Origin of the sequence: Sphingomonas sp. 22R3R2A-7, from assembly GCF_036856055.1 — a bacterium.
Taxonomy (GTDB): Bacteria; Pseudomonadota; Alphaproteobacteria; order Sphingomonadales; family Sphingomonadaceae; genus Sphingomonas.
Map to the genome: position 1 here is coordinate 1,524,301 of NZ_JASPFR010000001.1, position 20,380 is coordinate 1,544,680.

19 protein-coding genes, 1 tRNA gene and 1 pseudogene are annotated in these 20,380 nt (G+C 64.8%); 12 read left to right on the top strand and 9 right to left on the bottom strand.

Features of this window, described 5'->3' with window-relative positions; all coding sequences use genetic code 11:
• Positions 1 to 18: 18 nt before the first annotated feature.
• From QP165_RS07375 to QP165_RS07415, 9 genes are all read left to right on the top strand, one after another.
• Entirely contained in the window at positions 19 to 1,140 is a 1,122-nt protein-coding gene (locus QP165_RS07375; protein ID WP_333994813.1) for a CDP-alcohol phosphatidyltransferase family protein, read from the top strand.
• Positions 1,141 to 1,222: 82 nt separating this feature from the next.
• A complete protein-coding gene (locus QP165_RS07380) occupies positions 1,223 to 2,557 on the top strand; it encodes a lipopolysaccharide biosynthesis protein (protein WP_333994815.1) in 1,335 nt (444 codons plus the stop codon).
• A gap of 109 nt (positions 2,558 to 2,666) precedes the next feature.
• Positions 2,667 to 3,131 (top strand): DUF2141 domain-containing protein, encoded by a 465-nt coding sequence (locus QP165_RS07385; RefSeq protein ID WP_082445763.1) that lies wholly within the window; start codon positions 2,667 to 2,669, stop codon positions 3,129 to 3,131.
• A gap of 89 nt (positions 3,132 to 3,220) precedes the next feature.
• Entirely contained in the window at positions 3,221 to 4,258 is a 1,038-nt protein-coding gene (locus tag QP165_RS07390; RefSeq protein ID WP_333994816.1) for a diacylglycerol/lipid kinase family protein, read from the top strand.
• On the top strand, positions 4,255 to 5,157 hold the full coding sequence (locus tag QP165_RS07395; RefSeq protein ID WP_333994818.1) for a hypothetical protein: 903 nt from the start codon (positions 4,255 to 4,257) through the stop codon (positions 5,155 to 5,157). The genes QP165_RS07390 and QP165_RS07395 overlap by 4 nt, the downstream gene beginning before the upstream one ends.
• Positions 5,154 to 5,951 (top strand): NTP transferase domain-containing protein, encoded by a 798-nt coding sequence (locus QP165_RS07400; protein WP_333994821.1) that lies wholly within the window; start codon positions 5,154 to 5,156, stop codon positions 5,949 to 5,951. The genes QP165_RS07395 and QP165_RS07400 overlap by 4 nt, the downstream gene beginning before the upstream one ends.
• A 73-nt stretch (positions 5,952 to 6,024) precedes the next feature.
• A complete protein-coding gene (gene dapB, locus QP165_RS07405; protein ID WP_333994822.1) occupies positions 6,025 to 6,753 on the top strand; it encodes a 4-hydroxy-tetrahydrodipicolinate reductase in 729 nt (242 codons plus the stop codon).
• 2 nt (positions 6,754 to 6,755) lie between these two features.
• Entirely contained in the window at positions 6,756 to 7,421 is a 666-nt protein-coding gene (gene nth / locus QP165_RS07410) for an endonuclease III (protein WP_333994824.1), read from the top strand.
• A 69-nt stretch (positions 7,422 to 7,490) separates the two neighbouring features.
• A tRNA-Arg gene (locus tag QP165_RS07415) sits at positions 7,491 to 7,567 on the top strand.
• A 49-nt stretch (positions 7,568 to 7,616) separates the two neighbouring features.
• Here QP165_RS07415 and QP165_RS07420 read toward each other — a convergent pair.
• From QP165_RS07420 to QP165_RS07440, 5 genes are all read right to left on the bottom strand, one after another.
• Positions 7,617 to 8,297, bottom strand: coding sequence for a P2 family phage major capsid protein (locus QP165_RS07420; protein ID WP_333994826.1), 681 nt, complete (start codon positions 8,295 to 8,297; stop codon positions 7,617 to 7,619).
• Positions 8,298 to 8,406: 109 nt separating this feature from the next.
• Complete coding sequence (locus QP165_RS07425; RefSeq protein WP_333994829.1) at positions 8,407 to 8,739, bottom strand: P2 family phage major capsid protein; 333 nt, start codon at positions 8,737 to 8,739, stop codon at positions 8,407 to 8,409.
• Positions 8,740 to 8,795: 56 nt separating this feature from the next.
• The gene (locus QP165_RS07430) at positions 8,796 to 9,320 is read right to left on the bottom strand and encodes a GPO family capsid scaffolding protein (protein WP_333996972.1); all 525 of its coding nucleotides are present in this window, start codon (positions 9,318 to 9,320) and stop codon (positions 8,796 to 8,798) included.
• On the bottom strand, positions 9,214 to 9,606 hold the full coding sequence (locus tag QP165_RS07435) for a GPO family capsid scaffolding protein (protein ID WP_333994831.1): 393 nt from the start codon (positions 9,604 to 9,606) through the stop codon (positions 9,214 to 9,216). The genes QP165_RS07430 and QP165_RS07435 overlap by 107 nt, the downstream gene beginning before the upstream one ends.
• Positions 9,607 to 9,797: 191 nt before the next feature.
• The gene (locus QP165_RS07440; protein ID WP_333994834.1) at positions 9,798 to 11,084 is read right to left on the bottom strand and encodes a hypothetical protein; all 1,287 of its coding nucleotides are present in this window, start codon (positions 11,082 to 11,084) and stop codon (positions 9,798 to 9,800) included.
• Positions 11,085 to 11,371: 287 nt separating this feature from the next.
• On the opposite strand from QP165_RS07440, the gene QP165_RS07445 reads away from it, so the two are divergent.
• Positions 11,372 to 13,177, top strand: coding sequence for a terminase large subunit domain-containing protein (locus tag QP165_RS07445; protein ID WP_333994837.1), 1,806 nt, complete (start codon positions 11,372 to 11,374; stop codon positions 13,175 to 13,177).
• The gene (locus tag QP165_RS07450) at positions 13,177 to 13,707 is read left to right on the top strand and encodes a hypothetical protein (protein ID WP_333994839.1); all 531 of its coding nucleotides are present in this window, start codon (positions 13,177 to 13,179) and stop codon (positions 13,705 to 13,707) included. The genes QP165_RS07445 and QP165_RS07450 overlap by 1 nt, the downstream gene beginning before the upstream one ends.
• Positions 13,708 to 14,088: 381 nt before the next feature.
• On the opposite strand, the gene QP165_RS07455 is transcribed toward QP165_RS07450, so the two are convergent.
• The 4 genes and pseudogenes from QP165_RS07455 to QP165_RS07475 all read right to left on the bottom strand — a co-directional run.
• Positions 14,089 to 14,418 (bottom strand): Y-family DNA polymerase, encoded by a 330-nt coding sequence (locus QP165_RS07455; RefSeq protein WP_333996973.1) that lies wholly within the window; start codon positions 14,416 to 14,418, stop codon positions 14,089 to 14,091.
• Between the two features lie 154 nt (positions 14,419 to 14,572).
• Positions 14,573 to 15,538, bottom strand: a complete 966-nt coding sequence (locus QP165_RS07460; RefSeq protein WP_333994841.1) for a COG2958 family protein — start codon at positions 15,536 to 15,538, stop codon at positions 14,573 to 14,575.
• Positions 15,539 to 15,598: 60 nt separating this feature from the next.
• Positions 15,599 to 18,232 carry a class I SAM-dependent DNA methyltransferase gene (locus QP165_RS07465; protein ID WP_333994843.1) on the bottom strand — a complete coding sequence of 878 codons (2,634 nt, stop codon included), beginning with the start codon at positions 18,230 to 18,232 and terminating at the stop codon, positions 15,599 to 15,601.
• Positions 18,233 to 18,343: 111 nt separating this feature from the next.
• Positions 18,344 to 18,990: pseudogene (locus tag QP165_RS07475) on the bottom strand (type IIL restriction-modification enzyme MmeI); the annotation flags it as partial.
• Positions 18,991 to 19,954: 964 nt separating this feature from the next.
• Between QP165_RS07475 and QP165_RS07480 the strand changes: the two are divergent.
• On the top strand, positions 19,955 to 20,353 hold the full coding sequence (locus tag QP165_RS07480) for a hypothetical protein (protein ID WP_333994846.1): 399 nt from the start codon (positions 19,955 to 19,957) through the stop codon (positions 20,351 to 20,353).
• Positions 20,354 to 20,380 lie beyond the last annotated feature (27 nt).

Consider the following 20,380-nt stretch of genomic DNA (forward strand, 5'->3'; position numbering starts at 1 on the left):
ATCGGCTATCGGCAGCGCATGCAAGACACGCCAGCACTGACGCCCGTCGGCAGCAACCCGACCCTGTTATGGGGGATGACCAATGTCGAGCGGCTGCGCCGGATCGCGCGCGCGCAGGGGTTTGCCGATCACGCCGCCGCGGATCAGGACGGCCCCGCGATCCTCGCCAACATGGCGTTCGCGTTCGATCCGGTCTGGACCGCGCACCTCAAGACACGGCCGGGGACGGTCGTCACCCGCGCCGGCGTTCCCGTGCTCGCTTATGTCCGCGACCGCGCCGAGCGTGCGGATGTCGAGGCGGCGATGCGCGACGCGGTGCCGTTGCAGGGCACGGGGATGCTGAGCGTGATCGCCGCCGAAGCGGACGAGGGGATCCTCAACGAGGCGCTGCGCAAGCGCGAAAAGCCGTTCGCCGAACGGCTGACTCCCGAAGCGGTGCCCGCGATCGAGCGTGCGAGCTATGTCGGCGCGTACAAGGGCGTCACCGACCTGCTGACCAAATATCTGTGGCCCGAATGGGCGCTGGCGATCACGCGGGTCTGCGCGCGCGCGGGGATCACGCCGAACCAGGTCACCGCGATGGGATCATTGCTGTGCATCGTCGCGACGGTCGCGTTCTGGTATGGCTGGTTCTGGACGGGGCTCGCCACGGGCCTCGTCTTCATGGTGCTCGACACCGTCGACGGGAAGCTCGCGCGCTGCACGATCACCGCGTCGAAGCTCGGCAATGCGTGGGACCACGGCGTCGATCTCGTCCATCCGCCCTTCTGGTGGTGGGCCTGGGCGGCGGGCTGCGCGCCCTATGGCCGCGCACTCGACGACCGGACCTTCTGGATCGTGATCGGCACGATGCTGTTCGGCTATGTCGCGCAGCGGCTGATCGAAGGCGCGTTCATCGTCCGCTTCGGGATGCACATCCATGTCTGGGAACGCTTCGACAGCTGGTTCCGGCTGATCACCGCGCGGCGCAACCCCAACATGGTCATCCTGTTCGCCGGGCTCGTCGTGACGCGGCCCGACTGGGGGATCATCGGCGTCGCTGGCTGGACCGCGATCTCGCTGGTCGTCCATCTCGTCCGGCTGTTCCAGGCGATGGCGCGGCGCGCCAGCGGCGCGACGATCACGAGCTGGCTCGCCTGACGCGGCAGGCGGCCGGGTTGCCGCCTGTCCCGCAACACCGGCTTGCCGCCCCGCGCCGCGCGCTTTAGGGGCCGGAACGCGCATGACACAGGACACCGCACCCTCCCCGGCGCCCGCGGATATCCGCGGGATGCTCCGTTCCGCGGCGCGCAACCTGGGCTGGTTGCTGGCCAGCCGCAGCGTGCTGGCGATCCTGTCGCTCTTCTATCTCGGTTTTGCCACGCGCACGCTCGGCGTCGTCGATTTCGGCCGGTTCGCGCTGATCACCGGCGCGGTGCAGGCGCTGACGACCTTTGTCGGGTTCCAGACATGGCAGATCATCGTCCAGTACGGCGTCCACGCCGCGCATGAAGGCGACACGCCGCGGCTCGCCCGGCTGTTCCGGCTGGCGGCGCGGCTCGACTTGTCGAGCGCGATCGTCGGGGCGCTGCTGACGATCGGCATCCTGCAGATCTGGGCCGACGCGTTCAGCATCCCGCGCGACCTGATGCACTACACATTGGTGTTCGCGGTGATCCAGCTGGTGACGATCCGCTCGACGCCGCTCGGCATCCTCCGGTTGCGCGACAAATTCTCGCTTTCCGCGCTTGCCGACAGCATGACGCCGGTGATGCGGTTTATTGGCGCGGGTGCGGCGATGCTGTTCGACCCGACGATTCGCGGCTTCATGACCGCCTGGGCGGTGGCGGAGATCGTCACCGCCGCGACCTACTGGATCATGGTCTGGCGCAGCGGCGATTTCGCGCTGCTGATGCAGGGGCGAAGCCGGTGGAAGACACTGATCGCCGAGAATCCCGGCGTCGTCCGGTTTGCGCTGAGCACCAACGCCAGCGCGACGCTCGGGCTGTCGAGCAAGCAGATCCCGCTGCTGCTCGTCGGCGCGTCGATCGGCCCCGCCGCCGCGGGCGCGTTCCGGCTTGCCGCGCAGGTCGCGCAGGCGCTCGCGAAACTGTCGCAGCTGCTCTCGCGCGCGGCGTTTCCCGAGATCGTCCGCGCGGTGCGCACCGCCGCGCCCGAACGCCTCCGGCGCATCCTCGTCAAGACGATGCTCGCCAGTAGCGCGGCGGCGCTGGCGATCCTCGCGGTGGTCGCGCTGATCGGCGAACCGATGCTCAAGCTGGTCGGCGGCAAGTCGTTCGGCACCGCCTATCCGGTGCTGCTCTGGCTCGCCGCGGCGGGATGCTTCGATCTCGCGACGGTCAGCCTCGACACGGTGATGACCGCGGTCAACCGCGCGGGGACGGTGTTCGCGATCCGCGTCGTCGCGGTCGTCCTGCTGTTCATCGCGGCATTCGTGCTGATGCCGGTCTATGGATCGACCGGAGTCGCGATGGGGGTGATGATCGGATCGATCGCGGTCGCCATCCTGCTCGGCATCGCCGCCGCCCGCTTCACGCGGCCACGCGCGCGCGACTGACCCCTGCTGCCTACGACGGGCGGCGGATCGGCGGGTCGATAAAGCCCGTGTTCACACACTGCCCGGCATTGGCCACCAAATTGCCTTTATACACTTCCAGGGTCGAACGATGACGAAACTGCCCCTCATGGTCGGTCTGACCGCGGCTGCGCTGGCGGCGTCGGCCCCCGTTGCCGCCGCCGAGACCTGCGTCGGCAAACCCGGTCCCGGTCTTGCGAAGATGACGCTCGAGGCGACGACGCTGCACAATGCCGCGGGCGAGGTCGCGTTCACGGTCTATCCGGACGAAAAGTCGCGATTCCTCGCCAAGGGGGGCAAGCTGGTGCGCGCGCGCGTTCCCGCCAATCAGCCGCGCGCCTGTTTCTGGCTCAAGCCCGGCTATTACGCGATCGCGCAATATCACGACGAGAATGCCGACCATAATTTCAACCGCACGCTGTTCCTGCCCAAGGAAGGCTTCGGCTTTTCGAACGATGCGCCGACCTCGGTCGGGCTGCCGTCCTTCGCCTCGGCGCGCGTCCAGCTTCCCGCAGCGGGGACGACGCTGCGCATGACGATGCGGTATCGCCGCTGAACGGGTGGTGCGGCACCGGCGCCACCCGGCACTGGTCCGCCCCGACATAAAAGTGTAGCGATTATCCGCTGCGACAGGTAGCCAACAGTGTGAACGACGCCGTTTCCAGTTTTCAAGCCTTTGATGGCGTGCCGTTCACCCCGGTACGTCGCGACGCGACGTCCGATCTGGCCGCGCGCACCGCGGCGTCGGAGATCCGCACGGGGATCATCTGCAATCCCAAAAGCCATCGCAACCGCAGCAGCGTCGAGGCGACGCGGCCGTTCGTGTCGGGCACGGTGCTGGCGGTCACGCCGCGCACGCAGGCCGAACTCGCCGAGGTGCTGACCGATTTTGCGCGCCACGGCATCGAACTGCTCGTGATCGATGGCGGCGACGGGACGATCCGCGACGTCCTCACCGCCGCGGCGACGGTCTGGACGGGGACCCAGCCACGCGTCGCGATCGTCCCCTCGGGCAAGACGAACGCGCTCGCGCTCGACCTCGGCATCCCCGACGACTGGACGCTCGACAAGGCGCTCGCGGCGGCGCGCGTCGGCCATGTCGTGGTCCGCCGTCCGGTCGAGGTCGAGCACCGCGACACCGGCAGCACGCGGCGCGGGTTCCTGTTCGGCGCTGGCGCGTTCGTCGAGGCGACCGGGCTCGCCCAGCGCGCGCACCGTGCCGGTGCGTTCAAGGGATTCGCGGTCGGCGTCGCGCTCAGCTGGGCGATCGTCCAGACGCTGTTCGGGCGGTCCTCGGGGACGTGGCGTGTCGGCAACCGGATGCACGTCCGCTACGACGCGAGCGCGCGCGCGGGCGACCTGACCGATACCGACACCAACCGCTATATCCTGCTCGCGTCGACGCTGACGCGGATGCCGCTCGGCGTGCAGCCGTTCGGGCCGGCGCGCGACGGGCTGAAGACGCTTCTGGTCGACGCACCGCCACGCTGGCTCGCCGCCGCCGCGCCGTTGATCGTGGCCGGGTCGCCCGCCAAATGGCTCGATCGCGCGGGCTATCACCGGATCGACCCGGATTCGCTCGACGTGACGATGGACGCGGGCTTCATCCTCGATGGCGAGGTGTATCCCGGTGGCGCGCTGACGATCCGCCAGGCGGCGCCGATCAGCTTCGTCGTGCCGTGACCGATCTCGCCGACGTCGTCCGGCGCCAGCTCGCGGCGCCGACGATCGATGCCGTCCGCACCATTGCCACGCAGCTGGCGCAGACGCCCGACACCCTCGCGATCCTGTTCTACGGCTCGAACCTGCGGACCGGATCGACCGAGGGCGTGCTCGACTTCTACGTGCTGACCGCAGGACCGCGCGAGCGCGGGATCTGGCCGACGGTCAGCTACCGCGAGTTCGACCCGGCCGATGCGCCGAACGGCGAGCGGCTGCGCGCGAAGATCGCGACGATGCGGCTTTCGACCTTCGCCGACGCGGCGGCGGCAGCGACGCTGGACACGACGATCTGGACCCGGTTCGTCCAGCCCTCCGCGCTGGTCTGGTCGCGCGATCCGGCCGCGCGGGACAACGTCGCCGACGCGATCGCCGCCGCGGCGCGGTCCGCCGCGCGCTTCGCCGCCGCGCTGGGGCCGGAGGCGGCGCCCGCGCGCGACTATTGGCGTGCGCTGTTCCGCCAGACCTATGCCGCCGAATTCCGCGTCGAGGCACGCGGGCGCGAGGATCAGATCCTCGCGCATGATCCCGATCGCTATCACCAGCTGCTGCCGCTCGCCTGGCAGGCGGACGGGATCGCGTTCGTGCAGGACGGCGAACGCCTGCGCCCCGCGCTGCCCCCTGTTCAGCGACGTGCGCTGCTGCGCGCGTGGGGCGTGCGGCGCCGCGCGGGCAAGCCGATCAACATCGCGCGGCTGATCCGTGCGGCGTTCACCTTCGAGGGCGCCGCACGTTATGGCGCGTGGAAGATCGAGCGGCACACGAACGTGCCCGTGACGCTGTCGCCCTGGGCGGAGCGTCATCCGATCCTCGCCGCGCCGGGCGTGCTCTGGCGTGTGTGGCGGGCACGGCCCGCGCGATGAGCACCCCGCCTGCCGCCCAGCCTGCTACAGCGTTCAGCGCGCTGATCCTCGCCGGATCGCGCGGCGGCGCCGATCCGGTCGCGGACTATGCCGGGGTCGCGCACAAGGCGCTGATCGAGCTCGACGGCCGGACGCTGCTCGCGCGCGTCGCCGATGCGGTGCGCGCGGCGGGTGCGACTCAGATCGCGGTCTCCGCCTCCGACGACGTGGTGCGCGATCACGCACGCGCGCTCGGCCTCATCGTGCTCGATGCCGCAGCGGGCCCCAGTCTCAGCGTCGCACGCGGGATCGAGGCGCTGGGTACGCCGCTGCTCGTCACGACCGCCGATCATGCGCTGCTGCGCGCCGAATGGGTCACGCGGTTCCGCACCGACGTGCCACCGGGTGCCGACGTCGCGGTGCTGCTCGCCCGCCGTGACGTGGTCGAGGCCGCGGCACCGGGTACGCGTCGCACCTATCTGACCTTTGCCGATGGCGGCTGGTCGGGGTGCAACCTGTTCCAGTTCGCCACGCCGCGCGCGATCGCCGCGGTCGAACTGTGGCGGCGGGTCGAGGCCGATCGCAAGCGTCCCTGGCGGATCGTCCGGCGGCTCGGGATCGGGCTGCTGATCCGCTATGCGCTGGGCAGGCTGACGCTCGGCGAGGCGATCGCGCATCTCGGGCGCAAGGCCGGGCTCGATGCCGCCGCGATCCCCTGCCCCTACGGATTGGCCGCGGTCGATGTCGACAAGCCCGCCGACCTCGATCTGGTCCGCGCGATCGTCGCGGATCCGCGTTACCGCTCCCGGAATTGAAATCCGGCCTATTCGCGCCCCCCGCTTCGTGCCAAAGCGCGCGGATGCATAATCCTACACTCCGCACCCCCGCATGACCGCGATCGGCATCTATGGCAGCGCCGGCCGGATGGGCCGTGCGATCACCGACGCGATCGAGGCGGCGGGCGCGACGCTCGCCGGCGGCGTCGATGCAGGCGACGATCCCGCGCCGCTCGCCGCCGCCGCCGACGTCCTCGTCGACTTCTCCACCCCCTCGGCGGTCGAGGCGCACCTCGCCGCCGCGCGCGCGGCCGGCACGGGTATCGTCATCGGCACGACCGGCCTGTCGCCGCAGCACCAGTCGATGATCGACGCTGCCGCCGCGGACATCGCGATCCTGCAGACCGGCAACACCTCGCTCGGCGTCACGCTGCTCGGCATATTGGTGCGCGAGGCCGCGGCGCGGCTCGGTGCGGACTGGGACGTCGAGATCGTCGAGATGCATCACCGCCACAAGGTCGATGCGCCGTCGGGCACCGCGCTGCTGCTCGGCGATGCCGCGGCAAAGGGACGCGGCTCGTCGCTCGCGGAACTGCGCGTCGACAGCCGTGCGGGCCTCGTCGGCGCGCGGACCGAGGGCACGATCGGCTTTGCCTCGCTGCGCGGCGGATCGGTGATCGGCGACCATAGCGTCGTCTTTGCCGGCGAGGGCGAGCGGATCGAGCTCAACCACCGCGGCGACGACCGCAGCATCTTCGCACGCGGCGCGGTCCGCGCGGCGCTGTGGCTCGCCGACCAGCCCGCCGGGCGCTATCGGATGGGCGACGTGCTGGGTCTCTGACGATGAAGAAGGCCGATGTCGTCGACTTCTATGCGCGGCTCGCGGAGGCCGATCCGCATCCCGAGACCGAGCTCGAATTCGTCAATCCGTTCACGCTGGTCGTCGCGGTCGCGCTGTCCGCGCAGTCGACCGATATCGGCGTGAACAAGGCGACCCGCGCGCTGTTCCGCGAGGTCGACACGCCCGAGAAGATGATCGCGCTCGGGCTCGACGGGCTCAAGCCGTTCATCCGGACGATCGGGCTGTACAACACCAAGGCCAAGAACGTCATCGCGCTGTCGCAGATGCTCGTCGACGACCATGACGGCGTGGTTCCCGACGACCGCGCCGCGCTCGAGCGCCTGCCGGGCGTCGGTCGCAAGACCGCCAACGTCGTGCTCAACGTCGCGTTCGGCGCGGAGACGTTCGCGGTCGACACGCATATCTTCCGCGTCGGCAACCGCACCGGCCTTGCGCGCGGCAAGACCCCGCTCGCGGTCGAACTCAAGCTCGACAAGGCGACGCCGCAGCCGTTCCGCCTGCACGCGCATCACTGGCTGATCCTCCACGGCCGCTATGTCTGCAAGGCGCGCACCCCCGAATGCTGGCGCTGCATCGTCGCGGACCTGTGCGCGTACAAACCCAAGACCCCCGAGCCCGCACGCAAGCCCGCCGCACCGGCTCGCTGACGCCAACACGCGTCGCCCACCGAAAAGGTCTGGCGCACCCCGATCCGCTTTGCTAGGCGAGCGCTTCAGGCACCCGTAGCTCAGCTGGATAGAGCGCTGCCCTCCGAAGGCAGAGGCCACTGGTTCGAATCCAGTCGGGTGCACCAATATTTCATTTATTTTCACCTGATTTCAATGCCATGGTGGCATCCTTGGCTAGCCTTTCCGCAAGGTTAGCCAAAAGCTTGTCCGCGGCGGTGTACCGCGCGACCTCGCTGTCGGTCGTGTGACCGGTCCACGCCTTGATCTCCTGATTCGAGCAGCCAGCCTCGGCGAAGCGGCGCGCAGCCGCCTTGCGTAGTTCTCGATCTGGTCGCGCTTGGCGTTGTCCTCGATCTTGCGCCGCTCGGTGCCGATCTGTTCGTAGACCGACAGGTTGGCGAGCGTGGTGATGAGGATGGCGTTCTTCGGAAATTTCGGCACGCGCACCGCGCTGAGGCCACCGATCTTCTTGTCGGAGAGCAGCACGTCACGCGCGAGCTGTTCGATCGCGCGGTCGCCCGATGCGTTGACGATCGAGAAATACTTGTCGTTGACGAGCTCGCGCCCGACGATCGCGACGAGGTCGGTATCCTCGCGGTAATTCTCGTGCAGCAGCTCGATACTGGCGAACACCAGCGCGTCGATGTTGACGTAATCGACCTCGGTGCCGACCTCGCCTGCGCCGACATAGATCGCGCCGGCTGCGGTCACGACACCGTCCGCATCGCGCGTTTCCGCCTTCAGCTCGCCGCCCGCGGCATGCCGCTCGGGCGCGTCCTCGCGGATATGCTGGAGCCAGCCCTTGTTGACGTCCTGAAGCAGCGGATAGGCGACCGGATCGGTGTCCTTCGCCACGAACAGGCCGTTGAAGCCGATGGTGATGATGTCAACCGCCTTCGCTGACGATCGCGTCGCGCAGCAGCGTCTGGAAATTGGGCTGATGCGCCCAGGCGTCGAGCGTCTCTTAGCGGATCAGCGTGTCGAAGTCGGTCTTCTCACACCGGTAGCGCGTCTCGTCGAGGTCGCCGGGATAACGCGGGCTGCGGTCCTTGGTGCGCGTATCAGTGCGGCTGGCGATCGTGCCCTTCACGCCGACGCCGACCTTGTCGGCCTCCTGCGCCACCACCGGGATGATGTTGATCTTCGACAGGAAGTCGCTCGATCCCGTCAGCTTGGCGCGCAGCGTCTGCGCGATGGCGGGCAGCACCTCGAAGGCGCAGCTGGGGTCGGCGACGTTGTTCAGCTTGCCGATCTGCTGGGTATAGGCGTCGTACTTGGTGCGGGTGGCGTTGAGCATCGGGGCGGTTCCTGTGAAGGCGGACTGGCGGGGCGGTCGGTGTCGGGCGCGGCGGATCAGCAGTCGGTGACGGCGTCGTCCCCTGCCCCCGATGCTGGCGCGCGTGAGAAGCCGGGCTGCTCCGTGGAGGCCAGCTGCGTCTTCAGCGTCGCCAGCTCGCGTTGCAGCGCGGCATGCGCATCCGTGACCGGCTTCAGCGCCGCGGTCAGCGAGCCACTGAATGCGGTCCGCATGTCGGTGGCGAAGTTCGCCGGATCGAAATTGTCGTTGGCGGGCGTCGGCGTGACGGGTTCGGCGGGTTTGAATTTGGCGGCTACGGCCGAGAACAGGCGATCGACGATGCTGTCGACCTTCTCCTGTTCGGCCTGCTTCGCCTCGAATTCGATCGCGACGGGGTCGGATCCCGAGGCGAACACCGTGCCGGGCGCGCGGTGCGAGAATTGCAGGCGCTCGGTGCCGATCGACGCGAGCGCATCAGTGAAGGCCAGGCCGATGATGCCGAACTTGCCGCTGACGGCATAATTGGGGGTGAATTCGACCGACGGGAATGGCTTCTGGTCGGCCCGGGCCAGCGCGACCAGCTGGTCGTTGGCCCTCGACGATCGCGTACAGCGCGTGGCGCTTCTCGCTCTTGCCGGCGATGACGATGTCGTCGGTCTTGGCTTCGAGCGAGACGACGTCGCCATAGCCGTTGAAGGGCGGCTCCGGGCTGTAGCCCGAGACGTGCTCGAGGTTAATCCGCGGGGAATAGGTCGCCGGCGCGAAGGTCGCGACGCATTCGTCGATCATCTCGGGCGTGACCTTCCGGCCATCGCTGATGGTCTCGCCTTCGACGAAGGCGCGGAACGGCTTGCTCTTGGTGCCCATGGCGGCTGATCCTCGGTTCGATTGCGGCGCGCCGGGCGCCGTTTGTTGAATCGAACAGGGACGAAGACAGCCGCAGTCTCAAGCGGCCGGTCTTGTAGAATAACTTTCTACAAGAGACCGCAGCCTATAGCCGTATAATTTTGTCGTGGGCGTCGAACAGCCTCTTTCCAGCCCAGACTGGGGACTCCATCTCAAATATACGTGGTGAAGTTTTTAAAAATAGTTGTATCGAGCCCAAGCGCTGTGGCGGCATCCCTAATCTGGGAATGGTCGAACGAAGCACGCCCGCGACCATAAGTCTGAGGTTTGACGTCGATCTCCTCAAGAAGCTCTCTCATTGTCGCCAAATTGAACCGGGGCAGCGCAGGCTCTATATAAGCACGGAAGCGACGGTCGGCGGCATCGTAGCTCCCGCTCCCGGCGTATATCTTTACTGCGATCCGCACCGCTTCATCACCATGCCCTTCGTTTACAGCAGCATCTAGCAAGTCAATCCACACATCGTCGTCGATCTTAGCAAGCATCACAGATGTTTTTGTCACAAGGTTCGCCAAGTGATCTGCCATGTCCACTGACTTAAACCGCGCCCTGACTAGGTTGTTAATGTCTGCGTCTATACGGCCATCAATAAGGATGTGCGCAGCTGAATCGAGCGATGCGTAGAGTTCTGGATGCTCGCCGAGGAATTGAACCAACGCATCGAGCGCCTCTACTTCCGGGCCCACATTGCTGAAAACGGCACGTTCGCTGTCTATCATCAAGCGGACTGGGACGGGATTGCGGGCGCAGAGAATGGCCAGTGTGTCGAGATTAATCTGCCGATTGGCTTGGGTCTCAGGTTTATCAAGTTTGAAGCAGAATTTCCACAGTGCGCGGATAATTTCGAGTTCGATAGCGGGGGGGATATTGGGAAGGTAGCGTGCCTCAATATAAGCCTTTAGCTTCTCACGCGAGATGAGAAGCGCTTTGTTTGCAGCAATATCTTCAACAAGCGCTTCTACAATCCGCTTCGAAAACATTGGCGGCTTCAGAAGCAGGGCGCCGAGCGCTACGCGGATTTGCGCACGAGTGTCCTCCTTGGTGGGCAGGAACAGGAGATCTGCACCCGATAACACTGGATGAGCAGAGAGGTGTCGGAGCTTTTGAAGATGCTGCAGCTGCACGTGCTCGGAAGTCTCAAGGATCTTTGTTCTCGCAAACACTTGATCGAGGAGATAAATTTCCCAGTCAGGACTGTTAGGGTTAACTGTTCTCTTTGCTTCTACATCTTGCAGAAGTTTCCCAGCCCCGGCGTCCGCGTACAGGTCGCGAAGCGATTGCAACTTGTAGACCATATCACATACAACGACGGTCCAGAGCATCACAATCGCGCTGCGATAACAATCGTTTGAAAAGGATCGGGACACTTCGACGAAATAGGCGCGTGAACGGTGATCGACGATCCGGTCGGCCGCTAGGTCTATCGAGAACCCCGTCATTTCGCGCCTTGCTCCACATGTGATTTGAACCGCGATAGCGTTCATAATGGGAATGGCAACAGCACAGCCGGCGAAGAATTACATCGGCGAACAAAAAATCGGAATTGGACGACATCTTAGATAGCTGGTGCTGAGGCGATCTGTGAAATCCACGCATTGCTGCATCAGGAAGCGGCGATTCCAAAACTGCTTTTATGAACGGCGCCATCCCAGGGCTCTTGTAGAAACATATTCTACAAGAGCCCTGGGAGGCGGCAAGCATTTGGCCGTGGCTAGGCTCGCCGACGATGTCGATCCTTGCCAACCCTCTCACCCTCCCCGTCGAAGAACGGGTGCGCCCGGCGCGCAGCCTGTACTGGCGTGGCTGGAGCCTCGCGCAGATCGCCGAAGAGCTGGCGGTCAAATACGACACGGTGAAAAGCTGGGCGCGGCGCCACGGCTGGGATGACGCGCCGTCGATCCGCAAGCTGGAGGACTGTCTCGAGACGCGGCTGATGGTGCTGATCTGCAAGGAGAAGAAGACCGGCGCCGATTATACCGAGCTGGATGCGCTGCGCCGTCAGGTGGAGAGCCTGGCGAAGGTCCGCCACTACGAGGCGCCCGGCGGACATTCGGGCGATCTGAACGACAAGGTCGCCAACCGCAATGTGGGCGAGAAGAAGAAGAAGGCGAAGAAGAATCACTTCACCGCCGACCAGGCGGCCGAGCTGAAGGCGATCTTCCTCGACCAGCTCTATGGCTATCAGGAGGCATGGTTCGCGGCGCTGACGTTCCGCACGCGGATGATCCTCAAATCGCGGCAGATCGGCGCGACCTATTATTTCGCGTTCGAGGCGCTGATCGACGCGATCGAGACCGGCCGCAACCAGATCTTCCTGTCGGCGTCAAAGGCGCAGGCGCACCAGTTCCGCAGCTACATCGTCAACTTCGCCAAGCTGGTCGGCGTCAGCCTGGCCGGCGATCCGATGCTGATCACCAGCGAACTGCGCCCGGCCGAAGAGGCCGCGGCCGAGCTGCATTTTCTCGGGACCAATTTCCGCACGGCGCAGGGGCGCCACGGCAATTTCTATTTCGACGAGTTCTTCTGGGTCCACAGCTTCGAGGAGCTGAACAAGGTCGCCTCCGGCATGGCGACGCACAGGAAATGGCGGAAGACCTATTTCTCGACGCCGTCGACGATCGCGCATCCGGCCTATCCGTACTGGACCGGCGAGCGCCGCAACAAGCGGCGCCGGAAGGAAAACCGCGTCGAGATCGACGTAAGCCACGCCGCGCTGAAGGACGGCGCGCAGGGGCCCGACCGGGTGTGGCGGCATATCGTCAACATCCGCGACGCGGAGGAGGCCGGTTGCGACCTGTTCGATATCGACGAGCTGGAGGACGAATACGCGCCCGACGAATTCGCCAATTTGTTCCTGTGCGATTTCGTCGACGACAGCCTGTCAGCGTTCCGCTTTAACGACCTGGTCAAATGCGGCGTTGATACCGTCGAGGAATGGACCGACTATAATCCGGACGCCGAGCGACCGTTCGGCAACGGCATCGTCTGGGCGAGCTACGATCCGCAGAACAGCGTCGACGGCGACAATGCCGCGCTGGTGATCGCCGCGCCACCCGCCGAGCAGGGCGCGCCGTTCCGGTTGCTGGAGAAGCACCAGCTCCGCGGGCTCGATTTCGAGGAGCAGGCGACCTTCATCAAGGGCGTGCTGTCGCGCTACACCTGCACCTTCCTCGCGATCGACGCGACCGGCGTCGGCGCCGGCGTCTATCAGCTGCTCGCCAAACCCGAGGCCGGGCTGCGCGGCGTCACCAAGGTCGAATATTCGCTCGAGGTGAAGGCGCAGATGATCATGAAGGCGCAGCACGTCATCGCGCGCGGCCGCATGCTGTTCGATGCCGGCTGGCTCGACGTCGTGTCGTCCTTCGTCTCGATCAAGAAGACGCTCACCACCTCGGGGCGCAACGTCACCTTCAAGGCGGGGCGCGGCGGTGACGAGGGCCACGCCGATCTCGCCTGGGCGACGATGCAGCTGCTCAACAACGAACCGCTCGACGGCAAGGAAAAGCCGAAGGCCACCATGGAGATCCTGTAATGGGCAACGCACGCGCGCGCCGCATGGGTCGCCACGACATTGGCCGGGCGGGTGCGATCGGCATGGCGGGGGCGCCGTCGACCGCGGTTGAAGCGTTTACCTTTGGCGATCCCGAACCGGTCAACAGCCGGCGCGAGGTGCTCGATCTGCTCCAGTGCTGGCATAACGGGCGCTGGTACGAACCGCCGATCAGCGTCGAGGGGCTGGCGCGATCGTTCCGCGCGAGCCCGCATCACAGCTCGGCGATCCTGCTCAAACGCAACCTGCTGGTGCGGTCGTTCATGCCGACCGCCTGGCTGTCGCGCGCGACGTTCGAGAAACTGGTGCAGGATTATCTGATCTTCGGCTTCGGCTTTGTCGAGCAACGCCGCAGCGTGCTGGGCGATTTGCTCCGCCTCGACCATGCGCTCGCCAAGTTCACGCGCCGCGGCGTCGAGGAAGGCCACTATTTCTTTGCGCCAGGCGGCGCGATCGAGACCGAGTCCCGGCCGAACAGCGTCATCCAGATCATGCAGCCCGATATCAATTAGGAGCTGTACGGCGTGCCGGAATATCTCTCGGCGCTTCAGTCCGCGCTGCTGAACGAGGCGGCAACGCTGTTCCGCCGCAAATACTACCTCAGCGGCAGCCATGCGGGCTTCATCCTGCACGCGACCGGAGAATTCTCCGACGGCGACGTGCAGGCGATCCGCACCGCGTTGAAACAGTCGAAGGGGCCCGGAAATTTCAAGAATCTGTTCGTCCACCAGCCAGGCGGCAAGGATGGCGGGATCAAGATCCTGCCGATCGCGCAGGTCGGCGCCAACGACGAGTTCACCGGAATCAAGAACGCGCAGGGCTCCAGCCTCGGCAAGCCGAGCGAGGCGTTCGGAATGTTCTTCGAGCTCAAGATCGAGCCGATCCAGGCGCGGCTACCCGATCGTCGTCCACTGGCGGACCTGGGCGCGCATCGCGTTGACATGCGCGACCAGATCCCGATTCTCGAAGCCGGTCAGGTCGAGGAAGGTCTCGTCGATCGAGTAGATCTCGAAGTCCCGCGCGAAGGCATCGCACGCCGCAACGACCCGGCGCTGCATGTCGCCGTATAGGGTGTAATTCGACGACAGCACGCGGATCCCGTGCGCGCGGATCTTGTCGCGCAGCAGGTGGACGGGCTCGCCCATCTTGATGCCGAGCGCCTTGGCCTCCGCCGAGCGGGCGACTGCGCACCCGTCGTTGTTCGGCAGCACGATCACCGGCACGCCGATCAAGCTGCTGTCGAACGCGCGCTCGCACGATACATAGTAGTGATCGGCCCGCTCACGACCCTATGGCGTGGTGCTTTTTGAGCCGGCTTTCTCACGGTGCAGTTCGGTGCACCTTGAGCATCGAAACGGGATAACGGCGTCAACCAACTTACAGCCAGTCAGACCTGCCATTCCCCGATTTGGCAGTGCCGGTGCGGTGAAACTCCCACAGGCGCCGTATCACGGCTTGAAAGTCTGCATTTTCGGATGCCAAGCGGTCGCAATTCGCCCAATCTACCTCAGCCCTCTCTCGAGCTGGGATGAGCACTTCGCTTTCGGATGGGTTGTCCGGGTCGATCCGGATCAAGCCGACACCATGAAGCGAACTGAGAATTCGTAGCTCCTTGATGGTATCGGCGCCTTCGATCTCCATCGCGGCCAGATAGGCGAAATTTGCCCAGGATGAGTTCGACACCGCCTGAAAATATGCCTCTCTGACGTTCGAGCGATTCAGAAGGAGCTTCACCTCGAGCGACCAGAGCCGAAATTTGCGCGCGCCCACCTCGGAAACGCAATCGCGGATTTCCTTGGTCCAGCCTTGGGACAGGTCCTCCATCGCGACGATGTCGGGATAAAGCCATCTGTTGCCCTGCGGTCCCCGCTTATTGGATGATCTCTTCTCGTCGATCCTCGGGACGTACAGCCTGGACTCGGTCTGGAGAAAATCTCCGAGTTTTGAGTAGAGATCCGCTTCGTAAATGACGGACGTGGCTTCGCTCGTGGTTTCTGCGGCGATGCCTGGTGCTGCTGGCGCAACATGGACGCCACATTCCTCGACGGTAGTGGCCTCCTCGTCCTCGGTGCTGTCGGTCCAGTAAAACAGCCTGGGCCGAATTTCGACGGTTCTGACCTGCGGGTTTGATTTCGTGATCTGAGGACGGTTGCTGCCAATCTCGGCAACCAATTGTTGCAAGAGATCCGCTTCGTTGTGGAGCGCCGCGCTGCGCTCCAGTTTTGCCTGGCACTCGCCGGGATATGTCGCGAAGATCCATTCGGCGATCTCGCGCGCCCTGTATCGCTGGCCTGGGCTGCGTCGAAGGCATTCAGCCACGGCTCGGGCGAGTTTCAACGCCATAATGCTTCCTCCGTCACGCTGCGCGTTCCTATGACCCGATTATCGGCGCAACCAGAGGAATCATGCGGCACGCCGCAGAGTATAGCGGCCATCGTCGACCGCGACATGGCCGAGCCTGACCAGCGCGGCGAGCGTTGCGGCGATGCGCGGTTCGGTTTTCATCCCTTGCGCGTACCGGCGCGCAATGTCCGCGCTGGTGAAGCCGGACGCGCCGCGCAGATCGGCGAGGACGGCCGCGGTCTGGCCGATCGCGTCGCGCGGGAAGGCGGGCTTCCTGGTCGCGGCAACGGGCAGCAGCGCCTCGATCTGCTGGTCCTGCACCTTTGGCGCGAGCAGTGTGACGCCGGCACGGCGCAGCTGATAGTCGGGGCGCAGCCAGCGGACCTTGCCGGCTTTCTCCTCGGCATGGCGCTCGGCGTTGAGTGCGACGAGGCGGGTGACGATCGCGTCGTCGGTCAGGTCGCGCGGCCAGCCATAGGCGTCGGCGACCGCGGCATCGATCCGGTCGTGCAGCTCGGCAATGATGTCGACGCGGCCGCGGCGGCGCTGGTCCTGCTCGACCGCGGTGAAGGGGCCGTGCTGGCGCAGCTTCTCGCGCAGATTGTAGAGGCCGGTGAGCGTCAGGTCGGTATGTTCGGCGAGCACCTCTTTCCGCGTCGCGTCGAGTTCCTCGGCGAGATCGCCGATGATCGTGCGTTGCCCGGGTGTGGCGTCGGGGAAGGGGAACGGGTCGAAGCTGGACGTTTTTACATAGACGGCAGGCTGATCGAAAACGCCAATCATCCCCGCATTTGCTAGATACCAACTAGCGTGGACGCGCGATTGAACAGCTCCTAGGTGAGACGCGTCGCTCACCGCGAGACATACAAGTTTGTTGTCCGGTAGGACGGAGGAGTCTACGAACTGAAAAACACGATGCTTTGAGGTCTCCACGGTTGCAATGTATCGACTAAGCCCCAGCAACGCAGGACGAAGCTCTTTCCGTGGCTCGCCAAATACCCACCAATTGTCACGATAGCTTGGCCTATTATTGACATCACGTTCCGGCTTCACCGTAACCAGAAGATGCTGGTAAACTTCTGGATATTGACGACGTGCTTGTGCTTCGCTCAAACCAAAAAGATCTATAACGAGCTGATTGCGGGAGCGACCCATCAGATCCTTGCCGTTGCGATAAGGTCGAATGTGTCGATCCAGACCGTCTCTAACGCCTAGGCCAAGGAACGCTGCCTGAGGTGGAGATACAATGAAGCCGGCCCCGTGTAGTGAGACGCCGCGCGAGCAGAGCCACTCGTTTGCCAACATGGGTCGGGCTTTTCCCAGGTTGGCACCAATCGTCAGGTCAGCATGAATTGCCCCAAACGACCCGCGCAATTCGATGCGAGGGGCGTCGGTATCTAAGGCGCTTTCGTTCACAATTTTGTACAGGATGCCGTCGTGCGTACCGGCCTCGGCAACCGTCATCGCAATCCTCACCGCAGCAGCGTCCCGTGTTGCCTTAGTCCATGCATGGTCGGGAACTGCCATCAGGAGGCTGATCGGCTGGCGCGCGTCCATCCGCGCCGCCATCACGCGGCGACTGAATTCCATCGTGATCGAATTGGTGGTGACGAAGCCGAAGCGCTTGAGCCGCGTGCCCTTCTCGGTCAGCCGTTCGGCGGCGCGGTCCCACCAGTACATCACGAAATCGGCGGACTTGTTGATCTTCGGGTGCGCCTTCCACAACGCGGTCGCATAGCCGTCGCCGAGCCGGGCGCGGACGTCCTTGCCGCCGATGAAGGGCGGGTTGCCGACGATGTAATCCGCCTCCGGCCAGTCGGGCCGGCGCGGGTTGGGGAATTCGTCGAACGTCCCGTCGTCGCGCAGCCGCCCCGCGTCATGCCTGAGCACCGCGTCGATCGGGGTGATGTTGGTGAGGCGTTCGAGCACCGGGTCGGCGATCTGTCCGCCGTTGCGCATCTGCCATTGCAGATAGCCGAGCCACAGCACGAGCTCGGCAATCGCGGCGGCGCGCGGGTTGAGCTCGAGCCCGAGAAAGTTACGCGGGTGGACGGTCGCGGTCTCGAGCGCGAGCGCCTCCTGCCCGCCGAGATCGGCGAGCACTTCGAGCACATCGCCTTCGAGCCGCTTCATCAGTTCGAGCGCGACATAGAGGAAATTGCCGGTGCCGCACGCGGGATCGAGGATCTTCGTGCCCGCCAGCTTTTCGTGGAAGTCATGCACCGCGCGGATCGCGCCCTGCGGATCGGCGCCGCGCTCGCGCTCGACCGTCCCGAGCACTTCGGTCTCCCATTCGCGCTGGAGCGGCTCGATGATCGTCGCGATCACGAGCCGCTCGACATAGGCGCGCGGCGTGTAATGCGCGCCCAGACGCTTGCGCTCGACGGGATCGAGCGCCTGTTCGAGCAGCGTGCCGAAGATCGCGGGCTCGACCTCGGTCCAGACGTGCCTGGCCGCTTCGTACAGCTCGCCAATCTCCTCCTTGTGGAGCGGGATGGCGGTGCGATCGGCAAACAGGCCGCCGTTAAATTTCCGGATTTCCTTGCGGAGCAGTTCCGAGAACCGAGCGCCTTTGTCCATGTCACGCCACAAGCCTTCGAGCATCGGCGCGAAGCTTGCCGGATTGTCGCGAGCCTCGCCCAACATTTCGGTGAAGCTACCTTCTGGCAGCAGGCCGGTATCCTCGGCGAACATCGTGAACAGGCAGCGCATCAGGAAATGCGCGACGGGTTCGGGCTGATAGCCGCGTTCCTCGAGCATCTTGCTGACATGCGCGAGCCGCTTCGCGATGTCGCGGGTGACGACGGCGGCGTGTCTGGCGGGATCGAGACTGTGCGGATCGAGCCAGATCGCGCGGAGGCGATCGCGGATCTTGGCATCGCGCAGATCGCTCAGATAGATGCGGAACCCGGCGCGATCGGGAAACTGGCGGTAGTTTTTCCCCTGGCCGGAGAAATCGGCGAAAACCTCGATCGCATGGCCGACATCGACGACCAGGATGAAGGGTGGCCAGCCATGGTCGGGGGAAGCGCGCGCGCATATTGTTCGGCCTGCTCGCGGGCGTTGCGCATCAGTACGTCCCAGCCCCGCTGCGCGCTGCGGCGGCCGCGCGCCTGTGGCGCGGCGAAGCCCGGCAGGACGGTCTGTTCGGGGAGTGTGACCTCCTTGGCGCCGCCAAGTTCGCGGCTCTGCTTTGCTTCGAGCACGAAGCTGCCGCGCTTGTAGAGATCGATCCGGCCATGGCCGGATTTCCCGGCCTCGTCGTGGAACGTCACAGCACGCTCGAAGACGTAATCGTTGCGGTGCCGGGTCGCCGCGGCGGGTTCCGGCTGGGGCAGGTCGAGCAGGCTGCAGAGCTCGGTCAGGAAGAGGGGAAAGTTCGCCCGCTCGGCGCCGCCTTCGTTCGATACCCAGCGCGCGATGAACCGTTCAAGTGTTTCGTTTTCCCCCATGATACTTGGTCTAGGGTCAGCGGTTCGCGGGCGGCAAACGAATACTTGTAGATATCAGACAAGTATTTGGCTGCGACGAGGAGAATAGCGTTGTTTTTCAATATAAAAACTTGGGATCTCTATTTGGGCAATCTCTAGTTTTTGTTATTCGCGACGCAATCCCGCAATTAATTGGGCTCGCATAGCCGGCATTTGCCAGCCGACCTCGCTGCACGCGAATCGCGTTATCATCGGACGCTGCCCGAAACCACGCATCCTCCCCAGGATGCACGGGACGGCGCAAGCCGGCACGCTCGCCCGCGGTCGCTGGATGCTGAACCCGTTGGGTTCGGGGCCTCGGGGGCTTGGTGGAGCCGCAAACCTGCGCACGCCAACGGCGTTTCTCCTATATTTAACCTTGCAGGGTTGGGTTCTGACCACCCGGTGAATTCGCGTTACTAAGGTCCACGCGCCGCCCCAGCAAAGCGAGGGCCTTGGCAAGAGGCGACTCGTTACCGGTCCGGAAAGCGGCCGGGTCCTCGGCGGAGACGGTCGCCAGCATCGCCGCCGTCTGAACGGAGACCAGTCGGGTGCACCAGCTTTCCACTTTCATTCGCCCCGTCGCAGACCCACATCCCCGCGTAGGTGCAGGCGCATAGTTGCGTCTGCAGGTTTCCGGGGCCTGCGACAGCGCGCGAGCGGCGCGGCGGTCGAATACACCGTTTTGAAACTAAATTATTTGCGATCGGCCAAGTCGACGGAGAATTATACCTCCCTTATCATCGCCATCGAATGCCCGCTCGGCAATTGAACCCGATGCCTTCCAGAAAGTCTTGGGGTTTACCGCCGTTATGGCGCCAACTCTGATGTTCCGGATTTTACGACGCGCTATCCTTGCCGCTCATTCGACGAACTCCACCATGTCGTCGGATCTGACGGATCTGCGCGTGACAGTGCGTCGCACGCGGTCATTTGGGAGGGCAGCATGAAGACGTCTGACACCGATACGCAGTTCGTGAGCTTGGCAACTGGCGCCAACCTTCCATCTTCCAATCCGCAGTTCGCCAATCTGTCGTTCAACATCACCTCTGCGGCACTCTTCATAGCCGGCACCAACCCGACGGTGCAGGTGCAGATTCTCCTCGGAGCGGAGCCCATGTGGACTGTTCAGGTCAGCCAGAATAGCCCGAGCGTCGCCTGTGCGAGCGATCAGAAACTTGGTTCGGCGACACTCACGGCAGGCTCGTCCGTCTCGCTGCAACTGGTCGGGCCGACCATCATCGTCAGCTTCTCGGGCGCCCTTATCGATGGCGCGAGCGAATCGACCACCACGGGCCAGCAGATCGCGACGTTCCAGACCAGCACGCAAGCAACCGACGCATAAGACCGGCGTGGGCCTGAAGCGCCCCCG